The sequence below is a fragment of the Klebsiella sp. SWET4 genome, assembly GCF_024296565.1.
GTDB lineage: Bacteria > Pseudomonadota > Gammaproteobacteria > Enterobacterales > Enterobacteriaceae > Klebsiella > Klebsiella variicola.
Genome location: NZ_JANCOB010000013.1, coordinates 81,530 through 108,508, shown reverse-complemented (window position 1 = coordinate 108,508; position 26,979 = coordinate 81,530). Strand labels below are relative to the sequence as shown.

Sequence of the window (26,979 nt, the reverse complement as noted above, 5' to 3'; positions counted from 1 at the left end):
CGTCCGCCGGGGTTACAGCATTTCGATGATATCGTCCCCTTTTGGCGTACTGCCGCTCAGCGCCTCATCAAAATAGTGCTTCGGCACGGTATAACGCAGACGCTCGATGGCAAACTGCATGCTGCGATCGTCAATGGCATGCCCCAGATCGTCAACAATATCTAAGGTCACGTCGCCGCCCGCCTGCTGTAATGCCTCCTGAGCCGACACCGCCCACGCCAGGTCGATAACCCGATCTTCCCCCCCGTGGATCAGATGAATGGTGGTGGCCGTCGTTGCCGTCATCGGCAGCGTCGCGTAGCGGCCATTAAAGGCGATCACTCTTGAAGCCAGATCTGGCGCCGCTTTGATACTCTCCAGCGACATAATCGCCCCCTGAGAGAAACCGATCAGCGCGGTGGCCAGTGGACTGACGCCGCTTTTCTCTTGCCAGTAGCGCACAATGTCAATGAAGGTCGGCATAATGGCATCGATGCGCTGCTGACGATTCTCTTCCGTCACTCCCTGCACCGAAAACCACTGCCGACCGTTGGAACCGCAAGGTTCGACCCCGCCGATGCTGACAATTAGCGCATCGGGAAACTGCGGCGCGAACCAGCTGCCGATTTGCCCCATAGAGACCGGGTTATCACCCACACCATGAAACAGCAGCAACAGCTGTTGCGCAGGCGTCGCAGGGCTTTGAACAATAAAATGATCGTGTTTCATGGCTGTCTCCTTAGTGTATGCCGGCAGTTTACGCCGCTCGCCAGATATGACCATGCCATTTAACTGAATGAGTTAGTTAAAATAATTGCAGATGCGCCACCTGCTGACGCAGCGCCTCAGCACGCGCTGCATCGAGGAAGCGCAAGGCGTCAGCGGCCTCAACACGCCATCTCGCCAGCAGGGCTTTACGCCCCGTCAGCCGCAGCGCAGCACACAGCGCGGCTTCCTCTTCCCCCTGCAGACGTCCGCGCAGAGCCGGCAACGGCATGTCGGCCTGCATCAGCAGGCGGTTGAGGCAGCCCAGCGCCGCGGCCAGCGGGCGATGGGCGAAAGCAAAGCTCGCCGCTTCCAGCCAGTCCTCATCACTAAGCATAGCGTCTGCGACGGCCGGCAGCGGCGCGGATTCGTCCCGCCACGGGCGAAGCCAATATTCATCCCGCAGCAGCCGCTGCGCCTCCCGCTGCGCGAGCTGGTGCCCCGCCGCAGTCAGCGGGAACAGAGCCATCGCGGTATAGCAGCCGCTGCTGGCCTCGCGATGGGTTCCCAGCCGCACGAGGATAAACCCGCAGCGTTGCCAGAAGCGCCACAGCTCAGGGGTATAGCCGAAGCTGACGGACAGATAGTCATAGCCTGCGGCATCGGCGGCGATACTGGCGATCATCTTCTGCCCGAGACCATCGCGCTGACGGGCAGGATGGACAGCGATCCGACTGACCCGCAGCCCGGACAGCGTCGCCGCCAGGGGACTGCCGCCATGCGCCGCCAGCGACTGGGCGACCAGATTCCCGCGCGGCCGGCGAAACCCTGCCCACACCGCCCGGCTAAGTTCGGGAGAAAGTCCCCCCTCGGCCACCAGCCATAGCGCGCCCGCCACCGCGCCGCTGGCGCGAGCGCAGCGAAAAGCCTGGCCGGGGGCATCCATCATGCGCCGCAGATCGAGCGGGGAAGTCCGGTAGTGCGCCCCGGACAATAGCTGGTACATCGCCTCCGGTAGCGCTGGCTGCGATTGCCAGCAGGACTGATTAACCGCTTCCAGCACCACCTCCCCCGTCGGCGCGTCGCGAAATGCCTCATCGTTAAAGATCAGCAACTGACGGATGGCTGACTCCAGCGGACAGCCCGCCGCCCAGCGGATCGGGGCGCTCAGGCTGAATGACTGCAGACGGGGCAGGCTGGCGCAAAATTTCAGCAGGAATCCGCGACCGGTGCCTTCATAACCCTGCACCGTCGTGGTGAGTAGCGTGCGGGGAAAACGGCTCACCAGCTGCCGGAGAAGCGGAGCCGGGATCGACGCGGCCTCATCGACAATCAGCCAGGCCGCCGTTTCTTGCGACGCCAACAGCGCATCGGGCGCCATAAAGCGGAACGCCTCGCCGGCAAAGCTCGCCAGCACCTCGACGGCGCTACGCGTTGGGGCGGTGACGATGGCCTCGCCCCCAAGCTGGCGCAGCAGCATGCCCGCGAGAGCGGATTTCCCTCGCCCGCGCTCTGCCGTCACCGCCGCGATACCGGGCGGCAGCCGCAACAGTTGCTCAAGGATTAGCGCCTGCTCGGCCTGGGGGTGGCCATCGGCGGGATGCCAGTCAGGGCGGGGGGCGGCCAGCGGGAAGCGCGGCCGGTCCGACTGCTGCCAGAGCAGCACCTCCGGATCGGCGATAAACTGCCGGCAGCAGCGGTGAACAAAGTTGGGGGTAACGATAGGGTCGGGAGTATCGCTCCAGCGCAGGGAGTCCTCATCCGCCCGGGTCGGCCAGTCGGCGAAGGGGGGCGTCAGCAGCACCAGCCAGCTTCCCGCCCGCAGCGTACCGCTCAGGGCCGCCAGGGCCGCCACGTCACACCCGCGCCGGGCATCGAAAAAGGCGTGCATCACTTCCCGACCCAGCAGCGTCTTCAGGGCGCCAGGCGCCACGCAGGGCGCAGAAACCGGATCGGAGCCTACCCACAGACCATCGCCGCCGAGCCGCTCCCGTAGCGCCTGCGCCTGCTGCAGCGTCCAGGCCTCATCGCCGCTGAGCACCAGCAGGCGACGGATCCCCTCCCGCGCCATCTGCGCGGTGAGGTCAAGCAGCGCGTCCATCATCGGTGGCGATTACAGCGCGCTGCCGAAGGTGTTGCACTGCGCCGGATCGCCGCTGTCGAAACCGCGTTTGAACCAGGTGTAGCGCTGTTTTGACGTGCCGTGGGTAAAGCTGTCCGGTACCACGCGCCCCTGGCTCTGCTGCTGCAGACGGTCGTCGCCGATGGCTTCGGCAGCGTTCAGCGCCTCCTGCAGATCGCCGGTTTCCAGAATATCCTGCTGCTGCATATTATGGCCCCAGACGCCGGCGAAGCAGTCCGCCTGCAGCTCCATCTTCACCGACAGACGGTTGGCTTCGGCCTCGGTGGCATGCTGCTGTTGCTGGCGAACTTTCGGCTCAATGCCCAGCAGTTTTTGCACGTGGTGGCCCACCTCATGAGCAATGACGTACCCCTGAGCAAAGTCGCCGTCGGCGCCCAGTTTATTTTTCATCTCATCGTAGAAGGACAGGTCGATATAGACCGTGCTGTCGGCAGGACAGTAGAACGGCCCCATCACCGACTGACCGGTGCCGCAGCCGGTACGTGTCGCGCCGCGGTAGAGCACCAGTTTTGGCTGGGGGTACTGGCGGCCCATCTTTTCAAAGATCGGTCCCCAGGTATCTTCGGTGGTGGCCAGAATGACGGAAGTAAACTTCGCCGCTTCATCGTCTTTCGGACTGATGGAGCGCTGCGTGGAGGTCTGCTGCTGCGGCATCGGCTCCCCGGTCAGCATGCCGGTCAAATCCACGCCGTAGTAGCCCGCCACCAGCACAATAATCAGCAGTACAATACCGCCCTTCCCGCTCGGCAGACGGAAGCCGCCGCCCCCGCCGCCGCCAAACGGCGAGCCTGATTGACCACGTCGATCTTCAACATTGTCGCTTTCGCGACGCCCTTGCCAGCGCATAAGCACCTCATTCCCTGTTATGTATCAATAGCAGAGATCGTAGGCGGTTCAGCGCAGGATTACCACAGGAAACAGCAAGAGACGCCAGAAGATGAGGCCATCTTCTGGCGGCGAGCGGGTTAGTCGAGTTTAACGCCCAGGCGGTGAGCCACTTCTTCGTAGGCTTCGATCAGGCCGCCCAGGCTCTGGCGGAAGCGGTCTTTGTCCATTTTATCGAGGGTATTTTTATCCCACAGGCGGCTGCCGTCCGGCGAAAACTCGTCGCCCAGCACCACTTCGCCTTTGAACAGACCAAACTCCAGCTTAAAGTCCACCAGAATCAGACCGGCGTCATCGAACAGCTTTTTCAGCACGTCGTTGGCTTTGTAGGTCAGCTCGCGCATCCGCGCCAGATTCTCTTTGCTCACCCAGCCGAAGGTTTCGCAGTAGGAGTCGTTGACCATCGGATCGTGCATAGCATCGTTTTTCAGGAACAGGTCGAACAGCGGCGGGTTCAGCTCGATACCTTCTTCAATGCCTAAACGTTTTACCAGCGAGCCTGCCGCACGGTTACGCACCACGCACTCTACCGGCACCATATCCAGTTTTTTCACCAGACATTCGGTATCGGAAAGCAGCGCTTCCATCTGGGTAGGGATGCCCGCTTCTGCCAGTTTGCTCATAATGAAATGGTTGAACTTGTTATTCACCATGCCTTTACGATCGAACTGCTCGATGCGTGCGCCATCACCTGCTGACGTATCGTTACGGAATTCCAGTACCAGCAGGTCCGGATTATCGGTGCTGTATACTGTCTTCGCCTTACCACGATACAACTCAGCTTGCTTTTTCATCTTTCACTACTCCAGTGATATTGAGCCAAAAAATGACGTGTCGGTCTTACATAACATCCTACATCGAGCCTCAGAGCAGAGGCTAAACGCTTGCGAGGCGAACTGCAGTCAGGCGACTGGAGCGGCCTTAACGCGGCGATTTACAGGGTTATGCGGCTACGCACACGTTTGCGTCACTATACATGAAAAAGGGCCGGATTGCTCCAGCCCTTTTGATTACTTGTTAAATGCGGCCTGGAATACGGCTACCAGGGCGTCATTTTGCGACTGCGTCAGGGTGTGACCTTTCGGGTCGATGAACTGCAGGCTACTGCGGTTATCGAGGTCACCGACCTGCAGTTTGTAGTCACCGGAGGCCAGCTGCGGGTCACGTGCGCCCAGCTCCTGCCAGCTGCTGTCAGACAGCGGCTTGTAGGTCAGCGCCATGCTGCCCTGAGAGCGCGTGCTGTCGGTCACTTTCATTCCCACTTTTTCGAGGGCGCCCGGCAGACGTTGCCACACCATGTTAAACGGCGCGCGAACGACAAGCATCGGCAGGCCGGTATCGTCGGCAGCGCTCTGCACGTCGAAGGTGGCGCCAGCACTGCGCTGGGCCGCGTTCTGGGCGCTGGTGGCGCTCGCATCAAGGCCTTCAGAAATGACGTTCAGCATGGCGGTGCTGTAGCGCTGCAGTGACGCCGGATCGGCAACCGGTTTACCCGCCTGCTCCAGATTCACCAGCTTAACGACCACCGCTTGCTGATAGCCCTGCGGTTTGACGGAGATTTGATAACGACCGCGATACTGCTGATCTTCATCAAGGCGGTTCCACTCAACCCAGTCGGTGTTCAGCGTCTGGCTCGCATCATCGCGTTTCGCGATAACGTAGTTCTTCGACTGAAGGATACTGGTGACCTGCGCCCACAGCGAGCCGCTGCGGCCATTCTCAACCATCAGCGTCGCGGTATCGCCATTAAACTGGGTCCGCGCACCGCTGACCAACGCCAGCGGCTGCGCTGGCGGGCGAATGTCCAGCGCTTTGCCCACCGCGCCGGTGCTGTTGGCCACCGGAATGTTGTAATCGCCCACCTGAATCGGCAGGATCATCCCCGCCGGCGCGTGAAGTTCGCTCAACGGTGACGCCTGTAAATAGGCCTCATCACCGCTCACCTGACGCTTATAGCGCGAGTCGGAACTACAGGCCGCGAGGAGTAGAACCAGCGAAACACCCGCAACCTTCGCCAGGCGCGACTTCTGTACTGAGTAAGCCATCAAATCTCCCTAAACTTTACAGCAAACCGGCATGCTTCAGCGCGGCGGTGACGGCTTCACGACCATGGTCGGTGATGGGCGTCATCGGCAAGCGCAGCGTATCGGTCGCCACAAGACCCAACGCCTTGCATCCCCATTTCACCGGGATAGGATTGGGTTCGACAAATAATTTTGTATGCAGTGGCATCAGACGCTGATTAATCGCACGCGCTTCGGCAAATTGACCCGCCAGCGCCAGACGGCACATGTCGGCCATTTCGCGCGCCGCCACGTTGGCGGTGACGGAAATCACGCCCACGCCGCCGAGCTGCATGAAGTCCATACCGGTCGCATCGTCACCGCTCAGCAGAATAAAGTCGTCTGAAACCAGCTCTTTGATCTGGTGAACGCGACTTAAGTTCCCTGTAGCTTCCTTAATACCGACAATATTTTTAATTTCCGCCAGACGGCCAACGGTTTCCGGCAGCATATCGCAACCGGTACGGGACGGCACATTATACAGAATTTGCGGCAGGTCAGTATGTTCAGCGATAGCTTTAAAGTGCTGGAACAGGCCTTCCTGGGTCGGGCGGTTATAATAAGGAGTGACCGTCAGGCAGCCGACAACACCGCTGTCGTTAAAACGTTTGGTCAGGCTAATCGCCTCTGCGGTTGCATTGGCTCCCGTGCCAGCGATAACTGGAATACGCCCGTCGGCCAGTTCCAGCGTCATCATCACTACGTCGCCATGCTCTTCATGGCTCAGCGTCGCGGATTCACCGGTAGTCCCTACCGAAACGATCGCCGAGGTTCCGTTGGCGACATGGTAATCAATCAGTTTTTTCAGGCTTGTCCGGCAGACATTACCGTTTTCATCCATCGGCGTGACAAGCGCTACAATACTTCCCGTGAACATGGGCCATCCTCAGAGCAGAAGTGCGACAAGATTCTCAATGTTACGTTTGGAGCTGCAATAAAAGCAAGAGACCCGACGCCATCAGGGATGTTGTATGGCGGTTTTTTTTATGCTTTCCTAATGTTACCTCACCTTTTTAAAGGAAGAACAGGTTTGACAGCCTCATTACAACACTATCTGGTTATTACCGCCCTGGGGGCTGACCGTCCCGGCATCGTGAATACGATCACTCGCCACGTCAGCAGCTGCGGTTGTAATATCGAAGACAGCCGGCTGGCCATGCTCGGTGATGAGTTTACGTTTATCATGCTGCTTTCCGGGTCGTGGAATGCGATTAACCTGATCGAATCAACCCTGCCGCTGAAAGGTGCGGAGCTGGAATTGTTGATCGTAATGAAACGCACCACTGCGCGCCCGCCGCAGGCCATGCCAAACACCGTTTGGGTCCAGGTTGAGGTGCCGGACTCACCGCATATCATCGAGCGCTTCACTGCCCTGTGCGATACCTGGAATATGAATATTGCGGAACTGGTGTCCCGCACTCAGCCGGGAGACGGCGATTCCGCGCAGCTTTTTATCCAGATAACTGCCCACAGTCCTGCGACGCAAAATGCAGCAAATATCGAACAAGCGTTCAAAGCCCTATGTACAGAACTGAACGCACAAGGCAGTATTAACATCGTTAATTATTCACAGCATGATGAACAGGATGGAGTTTAACCCATGACCCCACTGAAAGCCGGTGATATCGCACCGAAATTTAGCTTACCGGACCAGGACGGCGAGGAAGTAAATTTAACCGACTTCCAGGGACAACGTGTCCTGGTTTATTTTTACCCGAAAGCCATGACCCCGGGCTGCACCGTCCAGGCGTGCGGCTTGCGCGATAATATGGACGACCTGAAGAAAGCCGGTGTAGAAGTGCTGGGCATCAGCACCGATAAACCGGAAAAGCTCTCCCGTTTCGCCGAGAAAGAGCTGCTGAACTTCACGCTGCTGTCTGATGAAAACCATCAGGTTTGCGAGCAGTTTGGCGTCTGGGGCGAAAAATCCTTCATGGGGAAAACCTACGACGGTATTCACCGTATTAGTTTCCTCGTCGATGCCGATGGCAAAATCGAACACGTCTTTGATGACTTCAAGACCAGCAATCACCACGACGTGGTGCTGAACTGGCTGAAAGAAAACGCCTGATGCAGAGCAAGACGCCGGGGGAGGAGATCCTCACCCGGCGTCTTTTTTATCCCGAACACGTCAGTCGTCGTCAACCACCAGGCCATCCGGCCAGGCATGCACTACCGCTTTAATCAGCGTGGCCAGCGGAATGGCGAAGAAGACGCCCCAGAACCCCCACAACCCGCCAAAGATCACCACCGACAGGATAATCACCAGCGGGTGTAAATTGACCGCTTCCGAGAACAGCACCGGGACCAGCAGGTTGCCGTCCAGCCCCTGAATAATCAGATAGACCGCGAACAGGCTCCAGAACTCGGTGCCAGCGCCAAACTGAAACAGCGCCACCCCCACCACCGGAATGGTCACCACAAACGCGCCGATATAGGGGATCAGCACCGAGAAGCCCACCAGCACCGCCAGCAGCAGCGAGTAGTTGAGGCCAAAGAGAATAAAGCCGATCCAGGTGGCGACGCTGACGACAATCATCTCCAGCACCTTGCCGCGAATGTAGTTGGTGATCTGCTGATTCATCTCCTTCCAGACCTGCCCGGCGAGGCCACGATTACGCGGCAGTACGCGGCGCACCGCGTTGAGCATCTGCTCTTTATCCTTCAACAGGAAGAAGACCATCAGCGGCACCAGCACCAAATAGACCGCCAGGGTAAGCAGCCCCACCAGCGAGGCCAGAGAGTACTTCACTACCGAGTCGCCCACCGTCAACATCCGATTGCGCATATTTTCCGCCATAGCATCGATGATGCCGGCATCCATTAACGCCGGATAGCGCCGCGGCAGCGTAGCGGCAAAATCAGAGAGTTTGTTGAGCATACCCGGCATATCGCGGATGAGATAGATCCCCTGCTGCCAGGCCACCGGCATCACCACAAAGGCCAGCAATAGCAGGATGCCCACAAAGAGGATCAGCACCAGCGAGGTGGCCCAGGTGCGCGACAGGCCAATCCGTTCCAGACGAACCGTCGGCCACTCCAGCAGATAGGCCAGTACGATAGCCACCAGTAACGGCGCTAACAGACCGCTGAAAAAGAACATGATGCCGAAACCGGCAAGCAAAATAACCAGCAGCGCTATCGCCTCAGGGTCGCTGAATCGACGGCGGTACCACTGCATTAACATCTCAAGCATAAAACCTTCCCTGAAGGGCCAAGCGGCGACAATCCGGGGAATTGTATCGAAATGTCACAAAAAAGACTTCGCTTTTTGATGCGCCGCAGACAAACCGTTCTCCGCCGTGAAGATCATATTTTCAAGGCGGCCAACGCCAGCTAAACTCGCTGGGATGCGGCCAGGGAACATTGCGTCGCACAATCGGTCAAACTGGCACACCCACATTACAGGACAGAGGTTATGTTCAGGCAGTTGAAGAAAACGCTGGTGGCGACCGTCATCGCCTCGCTGACGCTGGGTTCGATAGGCCCTGCTTTTGCTGACTCCGCAGATACGCTGCCGGACATGGGGACCTCTGCAGGAAGCACGCTGTCGATTGGTCAGGAAATGCAGATGGGGGATTACTATGTGCGCCAGCTGCGCGGCAGTGCGCCGCTGATTAACGATCCGCTGCTGGTACAATATATCAACGGGCTGGGCATGCGTCTGGTGGCACACGCCAACTCAGTGCGCACCCCGTTCCATTTCTATTTGATTAATAACGACCAAATCAACGCCTTCGCCTTCTTTGGCGGCAACGTGGTCCTCCACTCCGCCCTGTTCCGCTACTCTGATAATGAGAGCGAACTGGCCTCTGTCATGGCGCACGAAATCTCCCACGTTACGCAGCGGCATCTCGCCCGCGCGATGGAAGATCAGAAGCGCAATGCGCCGCTGACCTGGGTCGGTGCCCTGGGTTCGATTCTGCTGGCGATGGCCAGCCCGCAGGCCGGAATGGCGGCCCTGACCGGGACGCTGGCCGGTACCCAACAGGGCATGATCAGCTTCACCCGCCAGAACGAAGAAGAGGCCGACCGGATTGGCATTCAGGTTCTGCAACGCTCGGGATTCGACCCACAGGCAATGCCGATGTTTATGGGTAAACTGCTTGACGAGTCGCGCTACTCGACGCGACCGCCGGAAATGTTGCTCACCCACCCCCTACCGGAAAGCCGACTGGCCGATGCCCGTAACCGCGCCAACCAGATGCGCCCGGTGGTGGTACAGTCCTCGGCGGACTTCTATCTGGCGAAGGCGCGTACCCTCGGGATGTACACCAACGGCGACAACAAGCTGGGCACCGATCTGCTGAACGCCTGGGATAAGGGCAATATTCGCCAACAGCATGCCGCCCAGTATGGTCGCGCTTTGCTGGCGATGGAAAGCAACAACTTTGACCAGGCACGCAAAACGCTGCAGCCGCTGCTCAGCGCCGACCCGCAAAATGCCTGGTATCTCGACCTGGCCACGGATATCGACCTCGGGCAGAAGAAAACCAGCGACGCCATCAATCGCCTTAAAAACGCCCGCGAGCTGCGCACCAATCCGGTACTGCAGCTGAACCTGGCCAACGCCTTACTGCAGGGCGGACAGCCCGGGGAAGCGGCGACCATTCTGAACCGGTATACCTTTACCAATAAAGAGGATGGCAACGGCTGGGATCTGCTGGCCCAGGCGGAAGGCGCGCTGGGCAATCGCGACCAGGAGCTGGCGGCGCGGGCAGAAAGCATGGCGCTCGTCGGTCAGCTGGAACAGGCGATTTCCCTGCTCAGCAGCGCCAGCTCGCAGGTGAAACTTGGTAGCCTGCAGCAGGCGCGTTACGATGCCCGTATCGACCAGCTACGCGATCTGCAGGCCCGCTTCCGCCCCTATCAAAAAATGTAAGGAGACCCCATGACCGACGCGGTAACAATTTACCATAACCCACGCTGCTCGAAGAGCCGCGAAACGCTGAGCCTGCTGCAGAGCCGCGGCATCGATCCACAGGTGGTGCTTTATCTCGACACACCGCCGGATGCCGATACGCTGCGTGAGCTGCTGCAGCTGCTGGGTATGGAGAGCCCCCGCGAGCTCATGCGCCAGAAGGAGGATCTGTACAAATCGCTCAATCTTGCCGACCAGGCGCTTAGCGACGCGGCGCTGATTCAGGCGATGGTCGACAATCCTAAGCTCATTGAACGCCCTATCGTCGTCAGCCGCGGCCAGGCGCGTATTGGCCGCCCGCCGGAGCAGGTCCTTGAGATCGTAAGCTAACCCACCTGCGCCGCGCTTTCGCGGCGCTTTTTTTACGTGGCCGATTCCAGATCTTCCACGCCAATCCCTCCCGCCCGCCGGACGATGCTACTGTTCATCTATCGCTCAATCCACTGGACGGATGAACATGAAAAAACCGACCTTCACGCCCCATGACGCGGTGTTTAAAACCTACCTCTCCCATCCCGATACCGCCCGCGATTTCCTGCAACTGTATCTGCCCGAAACGCTGCTTAAAGTATGCGATCTGCGTACGCTGCATCTCGAGTCGGGGCATTTTGTCGAAGACGATCTGCGCCCCTTTTATGCCGACATTTTGTATTCCCTGAAAACCACGGCGGGAGACGGTTATATTTATGCGCTTATCGAACACCAGAGCACGCCCGACCGGCATATGGCCTTTCGTCTGATGCGCTATGCCATCGCCGCCATGCAGCGTCATCTCGATGCCGGTCACGATCAACTACCGCTGGTGATCCCTGTCCTCTTCTACCACGGTCTGGCCAGCCCCTACCCATACTCTCTACGCTGGCTCGATGAATTCGCCGCCCCGGAACTGGCCAACCGTCTTTATCACGAAGCGTTTCCGCTGGCGGACATTACCGTCATTCCGGATGACGACATTGCCACCCACCAGCGCATGGCAACGCTGGAGTTACTGCAAAAACATATTCGACAACGCGATCTGGCGCAGCTCCTCGACAAGCTGAGCGAATTATTATTGACTGGACTGGCGACACAATCGCAGGTACAAGCCCTGATGCACTATCTGGTGCAGGCAGGCAATACGCGCGAGCCGATCAAGTTCATACGCGAACTGGCGTTACGTACGCCGCAACATAAGGAGACGTTGATGACGATTGCGGAATATCTCGAGCAACAGGGACTGGAGCGGGGACTGGCGCAGGGGCGACAGGAAGGCCGGAAAGAAGAGGCACAGCGTATCGCCGCCGCCATGCTACACAGTGGCCTGGCGCGCGATCTGGTCGCTCATCTGACCGGACTGACGGAGCAGGAGCTGGCCCCACTGGCGGACTAGAGCTTAAGGATCTCTTTCACGAAGGGGATCGTCAGCTTGCGCTGGGCGGTAATCGAGGCGTGATCCAGCTGATCGAGGGTCATAAACAGCGAGCGCATCTCGCGATCCAGCCGCTTCAGCAGGAAGCGGCACACGTCTTCCGGCATCTCGAAGCCGCGCAGTCTGGCGCGTAGCTGCAGCGCCTGCAGTTTGTCTTCATCCGACAGCGGCTGCAGCTTATAGATCTGCCCCCAGTCCAGCCGTGAGGCGAGGTCCGGCAGACCAAGATTCAGCTGCCGCGGCGGCCGATCGCCGGTGATCAGCAGTCGGGTTTTGCCTGATTCCAGGATCCGGTTGTAGAGATTAAAGATGGCCATTTCCCAGGGCTCATCCCCGGCGACGCATTCAATATTATCAATGCAGACCAGCGCCAGCTGTTCCATCCCCTCCAGTACCTCGGGCACAAACCACGTCCGTTTATCCAGCGGCACGTAGCCCACCGCATCCCCGCGCTGGGAAAGCTCGGCGCAGGCGGCGTGTAACAGGTGGCTGCGACCTGCCCCTTCACGTGACCAGATATAAATGTACCCGCTGTGTTCCTGGCGCAGTACGTTCTGGAGGGCAGCAAGTAGGGAAGGATTATCACCCGGCCAGAAACTTGCGAAGGTTTCGTCGTCAGGAAGATACAGTGGCAAAGAGAGCTGTGCCGGTGCGTTCAGATGGACCTCAACATAGGCTTACAGAAAAACGCGGAGAGTTTACCACAGATTTAGGTCAGGAGAGAACCGGGCGGGATCGCCGCCCGGTCAGGAGATCGTTATTTAACCTCTTCGCTATCCGCCGCGTCGAGGACCACCTCTTCCGGACGCAGGACGCTGATAAGCTTGAAAATCAGGCTCAGCGCGATGCCCACGATGGTCGCCAGCGCCATCCCTTTCAGCTCGGCGGCGCCAATGTGTACTTTAGCGCCGCTGACGCCGATGATCAGGATCACGGAGGTGAGGATCAGATTCTGCGCTTTACTGTAATCCACCTTCGATTCAATCAGTACGCGGATCCCCGAGGCGCCGATCACCCCGTACAGCAGTAGCGAAACGCCCCCCATCACCGGTACCGGAATGATTTGGATAGCCGCCGCCAGTTTGCCGACGCAGGAGAGCAGAATCGCAATGATCGCCGCGCCGCCAATAACCCAGGTACTGTAAACCCGGGTAATCGCCATCACGCCGATATTTTCACCGTAGGTGGTGTTGGGCGTCGAACCGAAGAAGCCGGAGATGATCGTCGACAGGCCGTTGGCAAACATCGAACGATGCAGACCCGGGTCGCGGATCAGATCGCGCTTAACGATATTGGCGGTCACCACCAGGTGCCCGACGTGCTCAGCAATCACCACCAGCGCGGCGGGCAGAATGGTGAAGATAGCAAACCACTCAAAGCGCGGCGTGTAGAAGGTCGGCAGCGCGAACCAGTGCGCCTCGGCGATCGGGGTGGTATCGACCACGCCCATCACAAACGACAACGCATAGCCCACCAGCACACCAATCAGGATTGGAATAATCGCCAGGAAGCCGCGGAACAGCACAGAACCAAATACCGTCACCGCCAGCGTTACCATCGAAATAATAATGGTTTTGCTGTCGGGGGCTTGACCGTCGGCTGGCAGCAGCCCGGCCATATTAGCCGCCACACCCGCCAGTTCGAGGCCGATAACCGCCACGATGGCGCCCATCGCCGCCGGCGGGAACATCACATCCAGCCAGCCGGTACCGGCTTTTTTGACAATAAAGGAGACGAGGCAGAACAGCACGCCGCACATAATAAAACCACCCAGCGCCACTTCGTAGCCCAGCGGCAACAGCAGCAGTACTGGAGAAATAAAGGCGAAACTCGATCCCAGATACGCCGGGATTTTGCCTTTACAGATAAAGAGGTACAACAGCGTACCAATACCGTTGAACAGCAGGACGGTGGCCGGGTTGATGTGGAACAGGATTGGCACCAGCACCGTTGCGCCAAACATAGCAAACAGGTGCTGCAAACTAAGCGGGATAGTCTGTAAAAGCGGCGGTCTTTCACTCACCCCGATAGCACGGCGCGTCATAGTGTTTTCCTCTGAGATGGTTAGTTATGTGTGTTTTATTCAAAAAAAAGCCGACTTTCAAAGTCGGCTTATTTATCGTTATTCGATTATTTCGTACCAAAGATCTTGTCGCCGGCATCGCCGAGACCGGGAATGATATACCCGTGTTCATTCAGCCCCTTATCGACAGAGGCGGTGTACAGCTCAACGTCCGGGTGCGCTTTCTCCAGCGCGGCAATCCCTTCCGGCGCCGCCACCAGTACCAGCACCTTGATGCTGGTGCAGCCGGCGTTTTTCAGCAGATCGATAGTGGCGATCATCGACCCACCGGTGGCCAGCATCGGGTCAACCACCAGCGCCATACGCTCATCAATGTTGGACACCAGCTTCTGGAAGTAAGGTACCGGCTCGAGAGTCTCTTCATTACGATAGATACCCACCACGCTGATACGCGCGCTGGGGACGTGCTCCAGCACCCCTTCCATCATGCCAAGGCCTGCGCGGAGGATAGGCACAACGGTAATTTTCTTGCCCTTGATCTGCTCAACTTCCACCGGGCCATTCCAGCCTTCGATGGTCACTTTCTCGGTCGCCAAATCGGCGGTGGCTTCATAAGTCAGTAAGCTGCCCACTTCTGAGGCGAGTTCACGGAAGCGTTTGGTGCTGATGTCGTGCTCGCGCATCAGGCCCAGCTTGTGTTTGACGAGTGGGTGTTTGACTTCCACAATCTTCATTCTCTTTCTCCTCTGAGGGGCGGCCACAAAAAAAATCGCGGGATTATACCGCTTTTTGCGGATTGTGCCATACCCATCTTGCTTGACGTATATCAAGCAAAGTGATTTAGAGACAAAAAAACCGGAGGCAAGGCTCCGGCTTGGGTGCGGGGTGCAGTCCATACGCTTACGCGGGCCTACGTGTATTGTAGGTCGGTTAAGCGTTAGCGCCACCCGACTACGACAGGTTCTCCCCGTTGCTGGCAATCACCTGTCGATACCAGGCAAAGGACTTTTTCCGGCTGCGAGCCAGCGAGCCATTGCCTTCATTATCTTTATCGACATAAATGAAGCCGTAGCGTTTTTTCATTTCCCCTGTGCCGGCGGAAACCAGATCGATACAGCCCCACGGGGTGTAGCCCATCAGATCAATGCCATCCTCGACCACCGCCTTTTTCATCTCAGCGATATGGGCGGAGAGATAATCGATACGATACTGGTCATTGACGCTGCCGTCCGCTTCACGAACATCGATCGCGCCAAAACCATTTTCGACAATAAACAGCGGCAACTGGTAGTGATCCCAGAACCAGTTCAGCGAATAGCGCAGGCCAACCGGGTCAATCTGCCAGCCCCAGTCCGACTTTTTGACGTACGGGTTGGAGACCAGGCTGGTAGTTTCATCATAATCAAGCAAGGGGTTGTCTTCGGTGGCTTTGGTAGCGAACGACATATAGTAGCTAAAGCCAATGTAGTCGACACAGCCCTCGGTTAACGCCTGGCGATCGGCTTCGGTGATATCCAGGGTAAAGCCGCGGCGGACAAAATAGTTGAGCAGATGCTGCGGATAGCGGCCGCGCACGTGAACGTCGGTAAACCAGTAACGGCGGTGCATGGCGTTCATCGCCATCATCATATCGTCTGGCGCGCAGGTCAGCGGATAGATCGGACACATAGCGATCATGCAGCCAATCTGCAGTGCAGGGTTGATCTCGCGCGCCGCTTTCACCGCCAGGGCGCTGGCCACCAGCTCATAGTGCGCGGCCTGGTACATCACCGGTTCCCGGTCTTCATCCGGCAAATATTTCAAACCGGAGTTGGTGAAGGGGGCAAAGTCCTCATGGAAGTTGGCCTGGTTGTTGATCTCGTTAAAGGTCATCCAGTACTTCACTTTATGTTGATAGCGGGTGAAGACGACCCTGGCAAAGCGCACGAAAAAGTCGATCAGCTTCCGGTTGCGCCAGCCGCCATACTCGGTGACCAGGTGATAAGGCATTTCAAAATGCGACAGCGTAATCACGGGCTCAATGCCGTGCTTCAGGCATTCGTCGAACAGATCATCGTAAAACTGCAGGCCAGCCTCGTTGGGCTCCAGCTCATCGCCCTGCGGGAAAATACGCGTCCAGGCAATCGAGGTACGAAAACATTTGAAGCCCATCTCGGCAAACAGCGCCAGGTCCTCCGGATAACGATGATAAAAATCGATCGCCTCATGGTTCGGGTAGTTTTTCCCCGCCACCACGCCGTCGGTAATTTCACGCGGCACGCCGTGGGCGCCGGCGGTCATCACATCCGCCACGCTGATCCCCTTGCCGCCCTCCTGCCAGCCGCCCTCTAACTGATGCGCGGCGACCGCGCCGCCCCACAGAAAACCTGCTTTAAATCCGGACATAGTCTCTCCCTAATGTCGATCGTCGCCAGGCGAACGATAGTGCTGATTGAAATGGTAAACCGCGCCAATCAGGCCGGCATCGTTGCCGTGACTGACGGTATCGAGATAGTCGGCAATGCCAAACCAGGCCAGATGCTGGCGCAGCAGAGCCAGAAATCCTGGACGTTCCACAATGCCGCCGCCGATAAAGATGGCCTGCGGATCGAAGATATTGACGAGGTTATAAAGGCCATGACCCAGGCCATTGAAGAACTCAGCGACCAGACGCTGACAAACCGGGTCGCCAGCGTCATAGCGGTCAAAAATCATTTCGCCTGTCACGCTCTCCAGCGGCGCAGCGATATGTTCCGCATAGCGATGGCGTAGCACTCGCAGGGTGCAGTTCTCATTCATCGAATAGCGACGAGGATCGCGCCCGCCGGGACGGTCAGTGAGCATGTAGCCGAACTCACCGGCGCGAAAACGCGCCCCGTGAACCAACTGATGATGGCAATAAATCGCCCCACCAATGCCGGTGCCAATGGTGAGTACCAGAAAATTGGCCATTTCCGCCGCTTTGCCCTGCCAGCGCTCTGCCAGCAGCACACAGTTGGCATCATTTTCAACTGAGACCGGCAGTCCGGTCCGGGCTTCAAGCCATGCTTTCATGGCGAAGTTATCAAATCGACGAATAGCGCCGCCCATGGTGATAAAGCCGCTGTGCGGATCAACATAGCCTGGCGCGCTGATGGCGACCCCTTCACACGACGGATGGGCCGCCAGCCATGACAGCATTGCCTGTAAGATATGATCGCCATCGCTGTCATTGATCGACTGCTTCGCGCTTTCCAGTAGCCTGCCATCGCGGGTCATCACGCCCATCTTTAATGCGGTGCCACCGATATCAAATGCCGCAATTTTCATTCATCCCTCTCCTGACCAGCGTCAATCACTGGCAAAATGCGTGGCAAACCAACACAGAAACCGGTTTCAGTCTTATGATGAGGATTCCTTAAGGCTGAGGCAAGCACAAGACTGTACCCGGTTTCATTTTCGTGAGCAGTATCAAATTTGACCATCTATCCGCTGTTTCACGCCGACTGTAAAGCAGGCTCGCAAACGTTTGCTTTCCCTGTTAGAATTGCGCCGATTTTTCTTGCTTACCGCAAACGCGTGGAGACTTCGCAGTGACCGACAAAACCTCTCTCAGCTATAAAGATGCCGGCGTGGATATTGATGCAGGCAACGCTCTCGTCGACCGTATTAAGGGCGTGGTGAAGAAAACCCGTCGCCCGGAAGTGATGGGGGGACTGGGCGGATTCGGCGCGCTGTGCGCACTGCCGCAGAAATACCGCGAGCCGGTACTGGTCTCCGGCACCGACGGCGTCGGTACCAAGCTGCGTCTGGCAATGGATCTGAAGCGTCACGACACCATCGGCATCGACCTGGTCGCCATGTGCGTGAACGACCTGGTGGTTCAGGGTGCTGAGCCGCTGTTTTTCCTGGATTATTACGCGACCGGTAAACTGGACGTCGATACCGCGGCCAGCGTCATTAACGGCATCGCCGAAGGCTGCCTGCAGTCCGGTTGCGCGCTGGTGGGCGGTGAAACCGCAGAAATGCCGGGGATGTATCACGGTGAAGATTACGACGTAGCGGGTTTCTGCGTCGGGGTGGTGGAAAAATCAGAAATCATCGACGGCAGCAAAGTGGCCGACGGCGACGTGCTGGTGGCGCTGGCGTCCAGCGGCCCGCACTCTAACGGCTATTCACTGGTGCGTAAGATCATTGAGGTTAGCGGCGTTGACCCGCAGACCACCGACCTTGACGGCAAACCGCTGGCCGACCATCTGCTGGCGCCAACCCGCATCTATGTGAAATCGGTGCTCGATCTGATCGCCAGCGTTGACGTCCACGCTATCGCCCACCTGACCGGCGGCGGTTTCTGGGAAAATATTCCGCGCGTGCTGCCGGATAACACCCAGGCGATCATTGATGAGTCCTCCTGGCAGTGGCCGTCCGTCTTCAACTGGCTGCAAACCGCCGGTAACGTCAGCCAGCATGAAATGTACCGTACCTTTAACTGCGGCGTGGGGATGGTTATCGCCCTACCGGCTGCAGAAGCAGACAAGGCCATTGCCCTGCTGAACGAGAAAGGTGAAAACGCGTGGAAAATCGGGTATATCAAAGCTTCCGATTCCGAACAGCGTGTGGTCATTGCATGAAAAACATCGTGGTGCTGATTTCCGGTAGCGGCAGCAATTTGCAGGCGATCATCGACGCCTGCGGCCGGAAACAGATAAACGGCACCCTGCGGGCGGTATTCAGTAACAAGGCTGATGCGTTTGGCCTTGAACGCGCGCGCGCGGCCGGCATCCCGGCCCACGCGCTGGCGCAAAGTCAGTTTGCCGACCGGGAAGCATTCGATCGTCAGCTGATGCATGAAATCGACGCCTACGCCCCGGATTTGGTAGTGCTGGCGGGCTATATGCGTATCCTGAGCCCGGCGTTCGTCAGCCATTATCAGGGACGTCTGCTGAACATCCATCCTTCGTTACTGCCGAAGTATCCTGGCCTGCATACTCATCGTCAGGTGCTGGAAAACGGTGATGAGGAACATGGGACCTCGGTGCACTTCGTCACTGATGAGCTGGACGGCGGTCCGGTTATCCTGCAAGCCAAGGTGCCGGTCTTCGCTGGCGACAGCGAAGATGAGGTGACGGCGCGGGTTCAGGCCCAGGAACATGCCATTTATCCGCTGGTCATCAGCTGGTTCGTCGATGGGCGTCTGCGCATGGCAGGCAACCACGCCTGGCTGGATGAACGACAACTTCCGCCCCAGGGCTATGCCGCTGAAGAATGAACAACAGCCCCGCCTTTTCCTGTCGCGGGGCTTTTTTTTAATTAAAATTGTTTATTAATCAATCATCTCACAGAAATATTTCTTCTTACTGTCATATTGTTGTGACACAGTAAATCGCTATGCAGAAAAATTCGTCATAATAGTCTACGTCCTGTGAGTAAAACGGAGTGTGAGCGGTAATGGGCCAGGAAAAGCTATACATCGAAAAAGAACTCAGCTGGTTGTCTTTTAACGAACGCGTGCTGCAGGAAGCGGCGGACAAAAGTAACCCGCTGATTGAGCGCATGCGCTTCTTAGGGATCTACTCCAACAACCTTGATGAGTTTTACAAAGTGCGCTTCGCTGAGCTTAAGCGCCGGATTATTATCAGTGAAGAACAAGGCAGTACCGCCCATTCTCGCCACCTGTTAGGCAAAATCCAGGCCCGCGTTCTGAAGGCCGATCAGGAATTCGATAGTCTGTATAACGAACTGCTGCTGGAGATGGCGCGCAACCAGATCTTCCTCATCAACGAGCGCCAGCTGTCCGTCAATCAGCAGGCCTGGCTGCGCAACTACTTCAAACAGTATTTGCGTCAGCATATCTCGCCGATCCTGATTAACCGTGAAACGGACCTCGTGCAGTTCCTGAAAGATGATTACACCTATCTGGCGGTGGAGATTATCCGCGGGGAAAACATCAACTATGCCCTGCTGGAAATTCCGTCAGACAAAGTGCCGCGCTTCGTAAACCTGCCGCCGGAAGCGCCTCGCCGCCGTAAACCAATGATCCTCTTGGATAACATCCTACGCTACTGCCTGGATGATATATTTAAAGGCTTCTTTGATTACGATGCGCTGAACGCCTACTCGATGAAAATGACCCGTGACGCCGAGTACGATCTGGTGCATGAGATGGAGTCGAGCCTGATGGAGCTGATGTCTTCCAGCCTCAAGCAGCGCTTAACCGCCGAGCCGGTTCGCTTCGTCTACCAGCGCGATATGCCGGACGCGATGGTCGAAATGCTGCGCGATAAGCTCTCCATCTCCAATTACGACTCGATGCTGCCGGGCGGCCGCTACCACAACTTTAAAGACTTTATCGGCTTCCCGAATGTGGGTAAGGCTAATCTGGTCAATAAGCCTATGCCGCGCCTGCGTCATCTGTGGTTTGATAAATTCCGCAACGGCTTCGACGCCATCCGCGAACGCGACGTCCTGCTCTACTATCCCTATCACACTTTTGAGCATGTGCTGGAGCTGCTGCGTCAGGCCTCGTTCGACCCCAGCGTACTGGCGATCAAAATCAACATCTACCGTGTAGCCAAAGATTCGCGCATCATTGACGCGATGATCCACGCCGCCCATAACGGTAAAAAAGTCACCGTGGTGGTGGAGCTGCAGGCACGCTTCGATGAAGAGGCTAACATTCACTGGGCGAAACGCCTGACGGAAGCGGGGGTCCACGTGATCTTCTCCGCGCCGGGTCTGAAGATCCACGCCAAGCTGTTCCTTATCTCGCGTAAAGAAGGCGATGAGGTGGTGCGCTACGCCCATATCGGTACCGGTAACTTTAACGAGAAGACCGCGCGGATCTACACCGACTATTCGCTGTTAACCGCCGATGCGCGCATTACCAATGAAGTCCGCCGCGTGTTTAACTTTATTGAAAACCCCTACCGCCCGGTCAGCTTCGATTACCTGCTGGTGTCGCCGCAGAACTCGCGCCGTCTGCTGTATGAGATGATCGATCGCGAGATCGCCAATGCGCAGAACGGGCAACCCTCCGGGATTACGCTGAAGCTGAACAACCTGGTGGATAAAGGGCTGGTGGACAGACTGTACGCCGCCTCCAGCTCCGGCGTGCCGGTCAATCTGTTGATCCGCGGCATGTGCTCGCTGATCCCTGGACTGGAAGGCATCAGCGAGAATATCCGCGTCATTAGCATCGTTGACCGTTTCCTCGAGCACGACCGGGTCTACTGTTTTGAAAACGGTGGCGATAAACAGGTCTGGCTCTCCTCTGCCGACTGGATGACGCGTAACATCGATTACCGTATTGAAGTTGCCGCCCCGCTGCTCGACCCGCGTCTGAAACAGCGAGTGCTGGATATTTTTGATATCTTGTTCAACGATACGGTAAAAGCGCGCTATCTTGATAAAGAACTGAGTAATCGCTATGTGCCGCGCGGCAATCGCCGTAAAGTGCGTGCACAGATGGCGATTTACGATTATCTCAAATCACTCGAACAACCCGACTAACCTATGCCAATAAACGAAATAACCCCTCGGCCGCAGGAATTCGCTGCGGTCGACCTTGGTTCGAACAGTTTTCATATGGTGATCGCCCGTGTCGTCGATGGCGCCATGCAGATCATTGGACGCCTGAAACAGCGCGTGCATCTGGCCGATGGCCTTGATGAAAACTCGGTGTTGAGCGAAGAAGCGATGACCCGCGGGCTGAACTGCCTGTCGCTGTTTGCTGAACGTCTGCAAGGGTTCTCCCCTTCCAGCGTCTGCATCGTCGGGACGCATACGCTGCGTCAGGCGACCAACGCGGCGGAGTTTCTGAAACGCGCGGAAAAAGTGATCCCCTACCCGATCGAGATCATCTCCGGCAATGAAGAAGCGCGCCTGATTTTTATGGGCGTTGAGCATACGCAGCCGGAGCGCGGTCGTAAGCTGGTGATTGATATCGGCGGCGGTTCGACCGAGCTGGTCATCGGTGAAGATTTTGAGCCCCGCCTGGTGGAAAGCCGTCGCATGGGCTGCGTGAGCTTCTCGCAAGCCTACTTCCCTGGCGGGACAATCAATAAAGAAAATTTCCAGCGTGCTCGTCTTGCGGCGGTACAAAAACTGGAAACCCTGGCCTGGCAGTTCCGTATTCAGGGCTGGACCGTGGCGCTGGGCGCCTCCGGCACCATTAAAGCTGCGCAGGAAGTGTTGGTGGCCATGGGTGAGAAGGACGGGTTTATTACGCCGGAACGCCTCGAAATGCTGGTCAGTGAGCTGCTGAAGCATAAAAACTTCGACGCGCTCAGTCTGCCAGGCCTCTCTGAAGATCGTAAAGCGGTCTTTGCGCCGGGGCTGGCGATTCTGTGCGGCGTGTTTGACGCGCTAGCCATTAAAGAACTTCGTCTGTCCGATGGCGCCCTGCGTGAAGGCGTGCTGTACGAAATGGAAGGCCGCTTCCGCCACCAGGATATTCGTAGCCGCACAGCGCAGAGTCTGGCGAATCAGTACAATATCGATCGCGAACAGGCACGCCGGGTGCTGGAAACCACCACCCATATGCTGGAACAGTGGCAGGAACAGAACCCCAAGCTGGCAAATCCGCACCTTGCGGCGCTGTTGAAGTGGGCGGTGATGCTCCATGAGGTAGGGCTGAATATCAACCATAGCGGTATGCATCGCCACTCGGCCTACATTCTGCAGAACAGCGACCTGCCGGGCTTCAACCAGGAGCAGCAGATGCTGATGGCCACCCTGGTGCGCTATCATCGCAAAGCGATAAAACTCGACGACCTGCCGCGCTTTACGCTGTTCAGGAAAAAGCAGTTTCTGCCGCTGATCCAGCTGCTGCGCCTGGGCGTGCTGCTGAATAACCAGCGTCAGGCCACCACCACGCCGCCGACCCTGCGGCTGCAGACGGAAGCTCACCACTGGACGCTGACCTTCCCGCACAACTGGTTTAGCCAGAATGCGCTGGTGCTGTTGGATCTGGAAAAAGAGCAGCAGTACTGGGAAGGTGTGCCGGAATGGCTGCTGAAGATTGCAGAAGAAGAGCCAGACGCCTGAGCCGCGCTCCTGAATATTCCCCAGGCCGGGCCATCGCGCCCGGCTTTTTTCTGCTTCAGGCAGTCATCCCTTCCGCCAGCTGCGCCAGTGGTACCGGTACGCCGATATCGTAGCCCTGCAAATAATCGATCCCCAGCGCGATGACCGCCTGGCGTATCTCCGGCGACTCGACATATTCAGCCACCACCTGCATGTTCTTCATACGCGCCAGACGACAAATAGAATCCACCACCTGGTAATCGAGACTGCTGGCAAGCAGATTGCGAATAAAGCTGCCGTCGATTTTAAGAATGTCGACGTTCATCGTTTTTAACCGGGCGTAGCTGGCGTAGCCGGTACCAAAATCATCGATCGCCACCCGGCAGCCCAGCGCCCGCAGATGCTCTAAAGTCTGACAGACCAGCTCAGGGTTACTGAGCGCATAGTTCTCGGTCAATTCGAAAATAATCTGCCATGGCTCAATGTTGTACGTCTGCAGCAGCGCTTCGACTTCCTGAGGAAACTGGCTGCGGCTCAACGTGACCGGAGAGAGATTGATCGCCAGCCGCAGACCGGGCAGTGCCCGCCGGTGGGTATCCATAAAGGCTAGCGTGTGCTCAATGACCCACTGATCCACACGAGAGGAGAGGCCAAACTCGTGCGCCACCGGCAGGAACGCGTTTGGCCCCGTCAGTTCGCCCGACTCCCCTTCCATCCTCAGCAACACTTCATGGTAGTTATCGCCGCGGATGCCCTGGATAGGCTGCGCCATCAGGACGAAGTGGTCTTGCTCCAGCGCCTTGAGGATGCGATTCATCATCACCACTTTATCTTTCAGATCCTGTTGAACATGGCCGGCGCCGCGGCGCTGCATATTCTCCGGATGGCCGCTGGCCAGCGACATGTCGGCAATCGTGTTTAGTTCGCCAAGCAGCAAATACAGATGTTTGACCGGTGAGCGCACGTTGCAATAGCTCATGCCGATCCGCGGCTGGAGGGGAACCCCGTCCCAGTAGAAACGGAACTGCCGCAGGGAGCGGTCGATCAAATGAATACGCGCCTGATGCCCTTCACTGTTGAGGCGAAAAACCAAGTCATGGCCGGCAAGGTGATACACCGCTTCGTTAGGCTGCAGTAACGCGCTCAGGTGGTTCGCCAGCATTTGCTTATACTGAATGCGTAACAATACGCCGTAGTGGCGGCCCAGCAGTTCCAGCTCAGGAATGCGCAAAAAACAGAGCGTCGACCAGCTCGTGCCATTGAGCGCCCGACTCAGCGCCCGCAGATTAGGCATATGTACGACCGGGTCGAGGAAAGCCATCTGCCGGACGCGAGCGTAGATCAGCCGCTGCTGTGTCGCCAGCATCGCCGTGTAGGCGACAATAAACGAGAAGACCAGATAGCTTGACGAGGTGATCGCCAGTTGGGTGTTATAGCTTGGATAAACCGGTAAGTAACGGTAATGAAAATGGATCACGGCAATCAGTACCGGCGTCCAGATCAGCGAGATAAAACGATAGCCAAAACGCATGGCTCCCCAGAGCATGACCGGCATAAGTAATGATAACGTATAATTCGTACTAAATATGGTGCTGGTATCATTAAGCGGCATCAATAATAGCCCCAGCAGCAGGATTAATATCGCCGCCCAGCAAATGATTTCAATTGTTTTTATTTTTGGATCAATTTGTAAGCGAACCTGAGAAATAAATCCGCGAACATGAAAAGGATTCCGAATTATCCGCAGCAGAAAATAACACAGCGGCACGCCCGTCAGACACCCCACCATCAACGCCTGAAAGGTGATTAACGACCGTAAACTAAACGGCGTAATCCCCGTCATCTCCGTCGTACGTGGATGCAGTCCCAGATACTCAGCGATCTGTGACAGAATAAGAAAAATGACCGAGGGAAGCAGCATCTGCCAGAACAGACGGTGCGGCATCAGTTTGACGTTACCGTGCGAGACCTGCTGGCGCCGGGGTACAAAGATGCGATATCCGCCCCAGCACAGCACGCAGGGGATGAGAAAATGAAACAACACGCCGATAGCCTGCTCGGGCGTCATTCCTCGGGCCAGCGTGAGCAGCAGGCCAATAATAATACCCGGGATCGCCGCCCAACCGAAAAACATCATCAGGCTGAGTACTAATGCCAGAGGAAGATAATAAAGGAATACCATGTGGCCATTGAGCATGGTGTAGGTATTCGCCCATCTGGCGAAGGGTAATAACAGCGAGGGCAGAACAAGCGGTAAAGCCCACCACTTGTCGCGATATTGTTGATAATATTTTAATAAATTCATAGGTGCTCTACAGAGAGCCTCTGCTCCTGCGAGGCATATTCAGGCAGGCATCCAACCACCCCATGCTGACCGCATAAGTAATAACGATACGGTAATGTTCGCTGATTTTAGTGGTCAAGAGAATGGGACTGTTGATATAAATCAACAAATACTGACGCTAACATTAATAAAACTTATTTTTTACCTTTTTATTGCTAATAAAGTGAGCATGTAAATACGATGATTATCTTATATAACATTAATTAATGTTTTCACTGCGGCACTTTTACATCTGCATCAATTGACCCCACCTCGTTCCTGTGCCTTAATACCCCCATCGCCCATCTTCGGGTATACTTCAAGGAACCTTTTGTGAGTCAGGCACCCAGTATGCGTAAACGACATCGATTTAACCGTCGCATGACCCGTATCGTACTGCTTATCAGCTTTCTCTTCTTCTTTGGACGCTTTGTCTACTCCTCTATTGGCGCCTGGTACCATCACCAGGATAAAAAAGCGTCGCAGGAGTCTTCACTCACCGTCGAGCCCTCCGCTCGCGAGTAATCCTTTGATTATAATACTGGAAGCGCCACACTCCGCAGACAGAGTCGCTCGCTGCTGATGTATTGTCTTTGATGCGGTAATTTTGCCGTCGGCGATTTATCAGCGCACGGCATGCAGCAGGCGCAGCATTTCTGCGATACCTTTTGTCACAATTTTGTCCTGACGCATGACTACCGCCAGCTGTCGATATAGCCGCGGCGCCAGCGAGTGCACGCTTAATCCGTCGCGATCCTTCTCCTGCTCCACCGCCATGCGGGGCACGATGCTGTAGCCCAGCCCTGCCCGCACCATCCGTTTAATCGCCTCGATGCTGCCCAACTGCATCACCGGCGTGACCGCCACTCCCGCCGAGCGGAACCAGCGGTCAATCAGATCCCGGGTGCCGCTGCCGGCTTCGAAGGCAATGAGCGGCAGATCCAGCAGTTCAGCAGGAGTATAATCCGCCAGCGTCCCCGTCTCGTGACTGGCATGGATAACCACGAACTCCTCGTCAACCACTGAGGTCACCGCCAGACTGCGTCCCTGTACGGGCAAGGTAACCAGCCCGAGATCGAGGCGATTTTCCTCCACCGCCCGGACGATATCCAGCGTGTTGCCGGTGGTCACCCCCACCGTCAACAGCGGATGCTGCTGACGAAGATGCTGCAGCAGCGGCGGGAGAAGATGAATGCAGGCCGTCGCGCCGGTCCCCAGCGTTACCGCCCCATTAACTTCCTGACTGAATGCGCTGACCGACTGCATTGCGCTATTCACCGCCCGATCGATCTGCTCGCTGTGGGCCAGCAGTGCCATTCCCGCCGCCGTCGCCTTGATCCCGCGGCCGGTACGCTCCAGCAAACGGGTCTGTAAAAACTGCTCCAGCTGACGCACCTGCAGGCTAACGGCAGGTTGGGAGATCCCCAGCGCGTCGGCGGCGGCAGAAAAGCTGCCGCGCTGTACGACCAGCCGGAAGGTCGCCAGGTTTCCCAGGTTCAGTGTTGTCATACAAAGTTTCTCTTATACCGCGCATAAGGTGGCCGCTC

General features: G+C 57.0%; 24 protein-coding genes and 1 pseudogene. 10 read left to right on the top strand and 15 right to left on the bottom strand.

Annotated features, from left to right (window positions below; translation table 11 throughout):
• Positions 1-12: 12 nt before the first annotated feature.
• The 6 genes from ypfH to dapA all read right to left on the bottom strand — a co-directional run bounded on the left by ypfH (position 13) and on the right by dapA (position 6,652).
• Positions 13-708 carry an esterase gene (ypfH, locus tag NKJ21_RS23535; protein WP_032736092.1) on the bottom strand — a complete coding sequence of 232 codons (696 nt, stop codon included), beginning with the start codon at positions 706-708 and terminating at the stop codon, positions 13-15.
• 76 nt (positions 709-784) lie between these two features.
• Positions 785-2,788 carry a tRNA(Met) cytidine acetyltransferase TmcA gene (locus tag NKJ21_RS23530; RefSeq protein ID WP_032730888.1) on the bottom strand — a complete coding sequence of 668 codons (2,004 nt, stop codon included), beginning with the start codon at positions 2,786-2,788 and terminating at the stop codon, positions 785-787.
• A 9-nt stretch (positions 2,789-2,797) separates the two neighbouring features.
• Entirely contained in the window at positions 2,798-3,673 is an 876-nt protein-coding gene (locus tag NKJ21_RS23525; protein WP_004201945.1) for a neutral zinc metallopeptidase, read from the bottom strand.
• Positions 3,674-3,792: 119 nt separating this feature from the next.
• The gene (purC, locus tag NKJ21_RS23520) at positions 3,793-4,506 is read right to left on the bottom strand and encodes a phosphoribosylaminoimidazolesuccinocarboxamide synthase (RefSeq protein WP_002913801.1); all 714 of its coding nucleotides are present in this window, start codon (positions 4,504-4,506) and stop codon (positions 3,793-3,795) included.
• 216 nt (positions 4,507-4,722) lie between these two features.
• Positions 4,723-5,757 carry an outer membrane protein assembly factor BamC gene (bamC, locus tag NKJ21_RS23515; protein ID WP_008803834.1) on the bottom strand — a complete coding sequence of 345 codons (1,035 nt, stop codon included), beginning with the start codon at positions 5,755-5,757 and terminating at the stop codon, positions 4,723-4,725.
• A 16-nt stretch (positions 5,758-5,773) separates the two neighbouring features.
• On the bottom strand, positions 5,774-6,652 hold the full coding sequence (gene dapA, locus NKJ21_RS23510) for a 4-hydroxy-tetrahydrodipicolinate synthase (RefSeq protein ID WP_002913803.1): 879 nt from the start codon (positions 6,650-6,652) through the stop codon (positions 5,774-5,776).
• A gap of 153 nt (positions 6,653-6,805) precedes the next feature.
• Here dapA and NKJ21_RS23505 point away from each other — a divergent pair, with 153 nt between their 5' ends.
• Both NKJ21_RS23505 and bcp read left to right on the top strand, forming a co-directional pair.
• Positions 6,806-7,372 (top strand): glycine cleavage system transcriptional repressor, encoded by a 567-nt coding sequence (locus tag NKJ21_RS23505; RefSeq protein ID WP_002913804.1) that lies wholly within the window; start codon positions 6,806-6,808, stop codon positions 7,370-7,372.
• A gap of 3 nt (positions 7,373-7,375) precedes the next feature.
• Positions 7,376-7,846 (top strand): thioredoxin-dependent thiol peroxidase, encoded by a 471-nt coding sequence (bcp, locus tag NKJ21_RS23500; protein WP_008803833.1) that lies wholly within the window; start codon positions 7,376-7,378, stop codon positions 7,844-7,846.
• A 60-nt stretch (positions 7,847-7,906) separates the two neighbouring features.
• On the opposite strand, the gene NKJ21_RS23495 is transcribed toward bcp, so the two are convergent.
• Together NKJ21_RS23495 and NKJ21_RS23490 are read right to left on the bottom strand one after the other, a co-directional pair.
• Entirely contained in the window at positions 7,907-8,971 is a 1,065-nt protein-coding gene (locus tag NKJ21_RS23495; RefSeq protein WP_012540911.1) for an AI-2E family transporter, read from the bottom strand.
• 54 nt (positions 8,972-9,025) lie between these two features.
• Entirely contained in the window at positions 9,026-9,142 is a 117-nt protein-coding gene (locus tag NKJ21_RS23490; protein WP_012540910.1) for a hypothetical protein, read from the bottom strand.
• Positions 9,143-9,193: 51 nt separating this feature from the next.
• Between NKJ21_RS23490 and bepA the strand changes: the two genes are divergently transcribed.
• The 3 genes from bepA to NKJ21_RS23475 all read left to right on the top strand — a co-directional run bounded on the left by bepA (position 9,194) and on the right by NKJ21_RS23475 (position 12,065).
• Complete coding sequence (gene bepA, locus NKJ21_RS23485) at positions 9,194-10,657, top strand: beta-barrel assembly-enhancing protease (RefSeq protein WP_008803831.1); 1,464 nt, start codon at positions 9,194-9,196, stop codon at positions 10,655-10,657.
• A gap of 9 nt (positions 10,658-10,666) precedes the next feature.
• Entirely contained in the window at positions 10,667-11,026 is a 360-nt protein-coding gene (arsC, locus tag NKJ21_RS23480; protein WP_008803830.1) for an arsenate reductase (glutaredoxin), read from the top strand.
• A 127-nt stretch (positions 11,027-11,153) separates the two neighbouring features.
• Positions 11,154-12,065: an Rpn family recombination-promoting nuclease/putative transposase gene (locus NKJ21_RS23475; RefSeq protein ID WP_254733248.1), complete on the top strand. Its 912-nt coding sequence runs from the start codon at positions 11,154-11,156 to the stop codon at positions 12,063-12,065.
• On the opposite strand, the gene NKJ21_RS23470 is transcribed toward NKJ21_RS23475, so the two are convergent.
• The 5 genes from NKJ21_RS23470 to bglK form a co-directional block, all read right to left on the bottom strand.
• Positions 12,062-12,763, bottom strand: a complete 702-nt coding sequence (locus NKJ21_RS23470; RefSeq protein ID WP_020947395.1) for a DnaA inactivator Hda — start codon at positions 12,761-12,763, stop codon at positions 12,062-12,064. The two genes, NKJ21_RS23475 and NKJ21_RS23470, sit on opposite strands and share 4 nt — an antisense overlap.
• 98 nt (positions 12,764-12,861) lie before the next feature.
• A complete protein-coding gene (gene uraA / locus NKJ21_RS23465; protein ID WP_012540908.1) occupies positions 12,862-14,148 on the bottom strand; it encodes a uracil permease in 1,287 nt (428 codons plus the stop codon).
• A gap of 86 nt (positions 14,149-14,234) precedes the next feature.
• Positions 14,235-14,861 (bottom strand): uracil phosphoribosyltransferase, encoded by a 627-nt coding sequence (upp, locus tag NKJ21_RS23460; RefSeq protein WP_004201927.1) that lies wholly within the window; start codon positions 14,859-14,861, stop codon positions 14,235-14,237.
• Between the two features lie 217 nt (positions 14,862-15,078).
• On the bottom strand, positions 15,079-16,512 hold the full coding sequence (locus tag NKJ21_RS23455) for a 6-phospho-beta-glucosidase (RefSeq protein WP_254733246.1): 1,434 nt from the start codon (positions 16,510-16,512) through the stop codon (positions 15,079-15,081).
• Positions 16,513-16,521: 9 nt separating this feature from the next.
• Positions 16,522-17,415, bottom strand: a complete 894-nt coding sequence (gene bglK / locus NKJ21_RS23450) for a beta-glucoside kinase BglK (RefSeq protein WP_008803826.1) — start codon at positions 17,413-17,415, stop codon at positions 16,522-16,524.
• Positions 17,416-17,678: 263 nt separating this feature from the next.
• Between bglK and purM the strand changes: the two genes are divergently transcribed.
• The 4 genes from purM (at position 17,679) to ppx (ending at position 23,130) form a co-directional block, all read left to right on the top strand.
• Complete coding sequence (gene purM / locus NKJ21_RS23445) at positions 17,679-18,716, top strand: phosphoribosylformylglycinamidine cyclo-ligase (protein WP_008803825.1); 1,038 nt, start codon at positions 17,679-17,681, stop codon at positions 18,714-18,716.
• On the top strand, positions 18,713-19,354 hold the full coding sequence (gene purN, locus NKJ21_RS23440) for a phosphoribosylglycinamide formyltransferase (RefSeq protein WP_012540904.1): 642 nt from the start codon (positions 18,713-18,715) through the stop codon (positions 19,352-19,354). The genes purM and purN overlap by 4 nt, the downstream gene beginning before the upstream one ends.
• Before the next feature lie 179 nt (positions 19,355-19,533).
• Entirely contained in the window at positions 19,534-21,594 is a 2,061-nt protein-coding gene (ppk1, locus tag NKJ21_RS23435; RefSeq protein ID WP_002913838.1) for a polyphosphate kinase 1, read from the top strand.
• 3 nt (positions 21,595-21,597) lie between these two features.
• On the top strand, positions 21,598-23,130 hold the full coding sequence (ppx, locus tag NKJ21_RS23430) for an exopolyphosphatase (RefSeq protein ID WP_008803823.1): 1,533 nt from the start codon (positions 21,598-21,600) through the stop codon (positions 23,128-23,130).
• 55 nt (positions 23,131-23,185) lie between these two features.
• Here ppx and NKJ21_RS23425 read toward each other — a convergent pair whose 3' ends face one another.
• Positions 23,186-25,414, bottom strand: a complete 2,229-nt coding sequence (locus NKJ21_RS23425; RefSeq protein WP_008803822.1) for an EAL domain-containing protein — start codon at positions 25,412-25,414, stop codon at positions 23,186-23,188.
• Positions 25,415-25,783: 369 nt separating this feature from the next.
• On the opposite strand from NKJ21_RS23425, the gene NKJ21_RS23420 reads away from it, so the two are divergent.
• A complete protein-coding gene (locus NKJ21_RS23420; protein ID WP_012967451.1) occupies positions 25,784-25,957 on the top strand; it encodes a YfgG family protein in 174 nt (57 codons plus the stop codon).
• Positions 25,958-26,056: 99 nt separating this feature from the next.
• Here NKJ21_RS23420 and NKJ21_RS23415 read toward each other — a convergent pair.
• Positions 26,057-26,966 (bottom strand): annotated as a pseudogene (locus NKJ21_RS23415) (LysR family transcriptional regulator).
• Positions 26,967-26,979 lie beyond the last annotated feature (13 nt).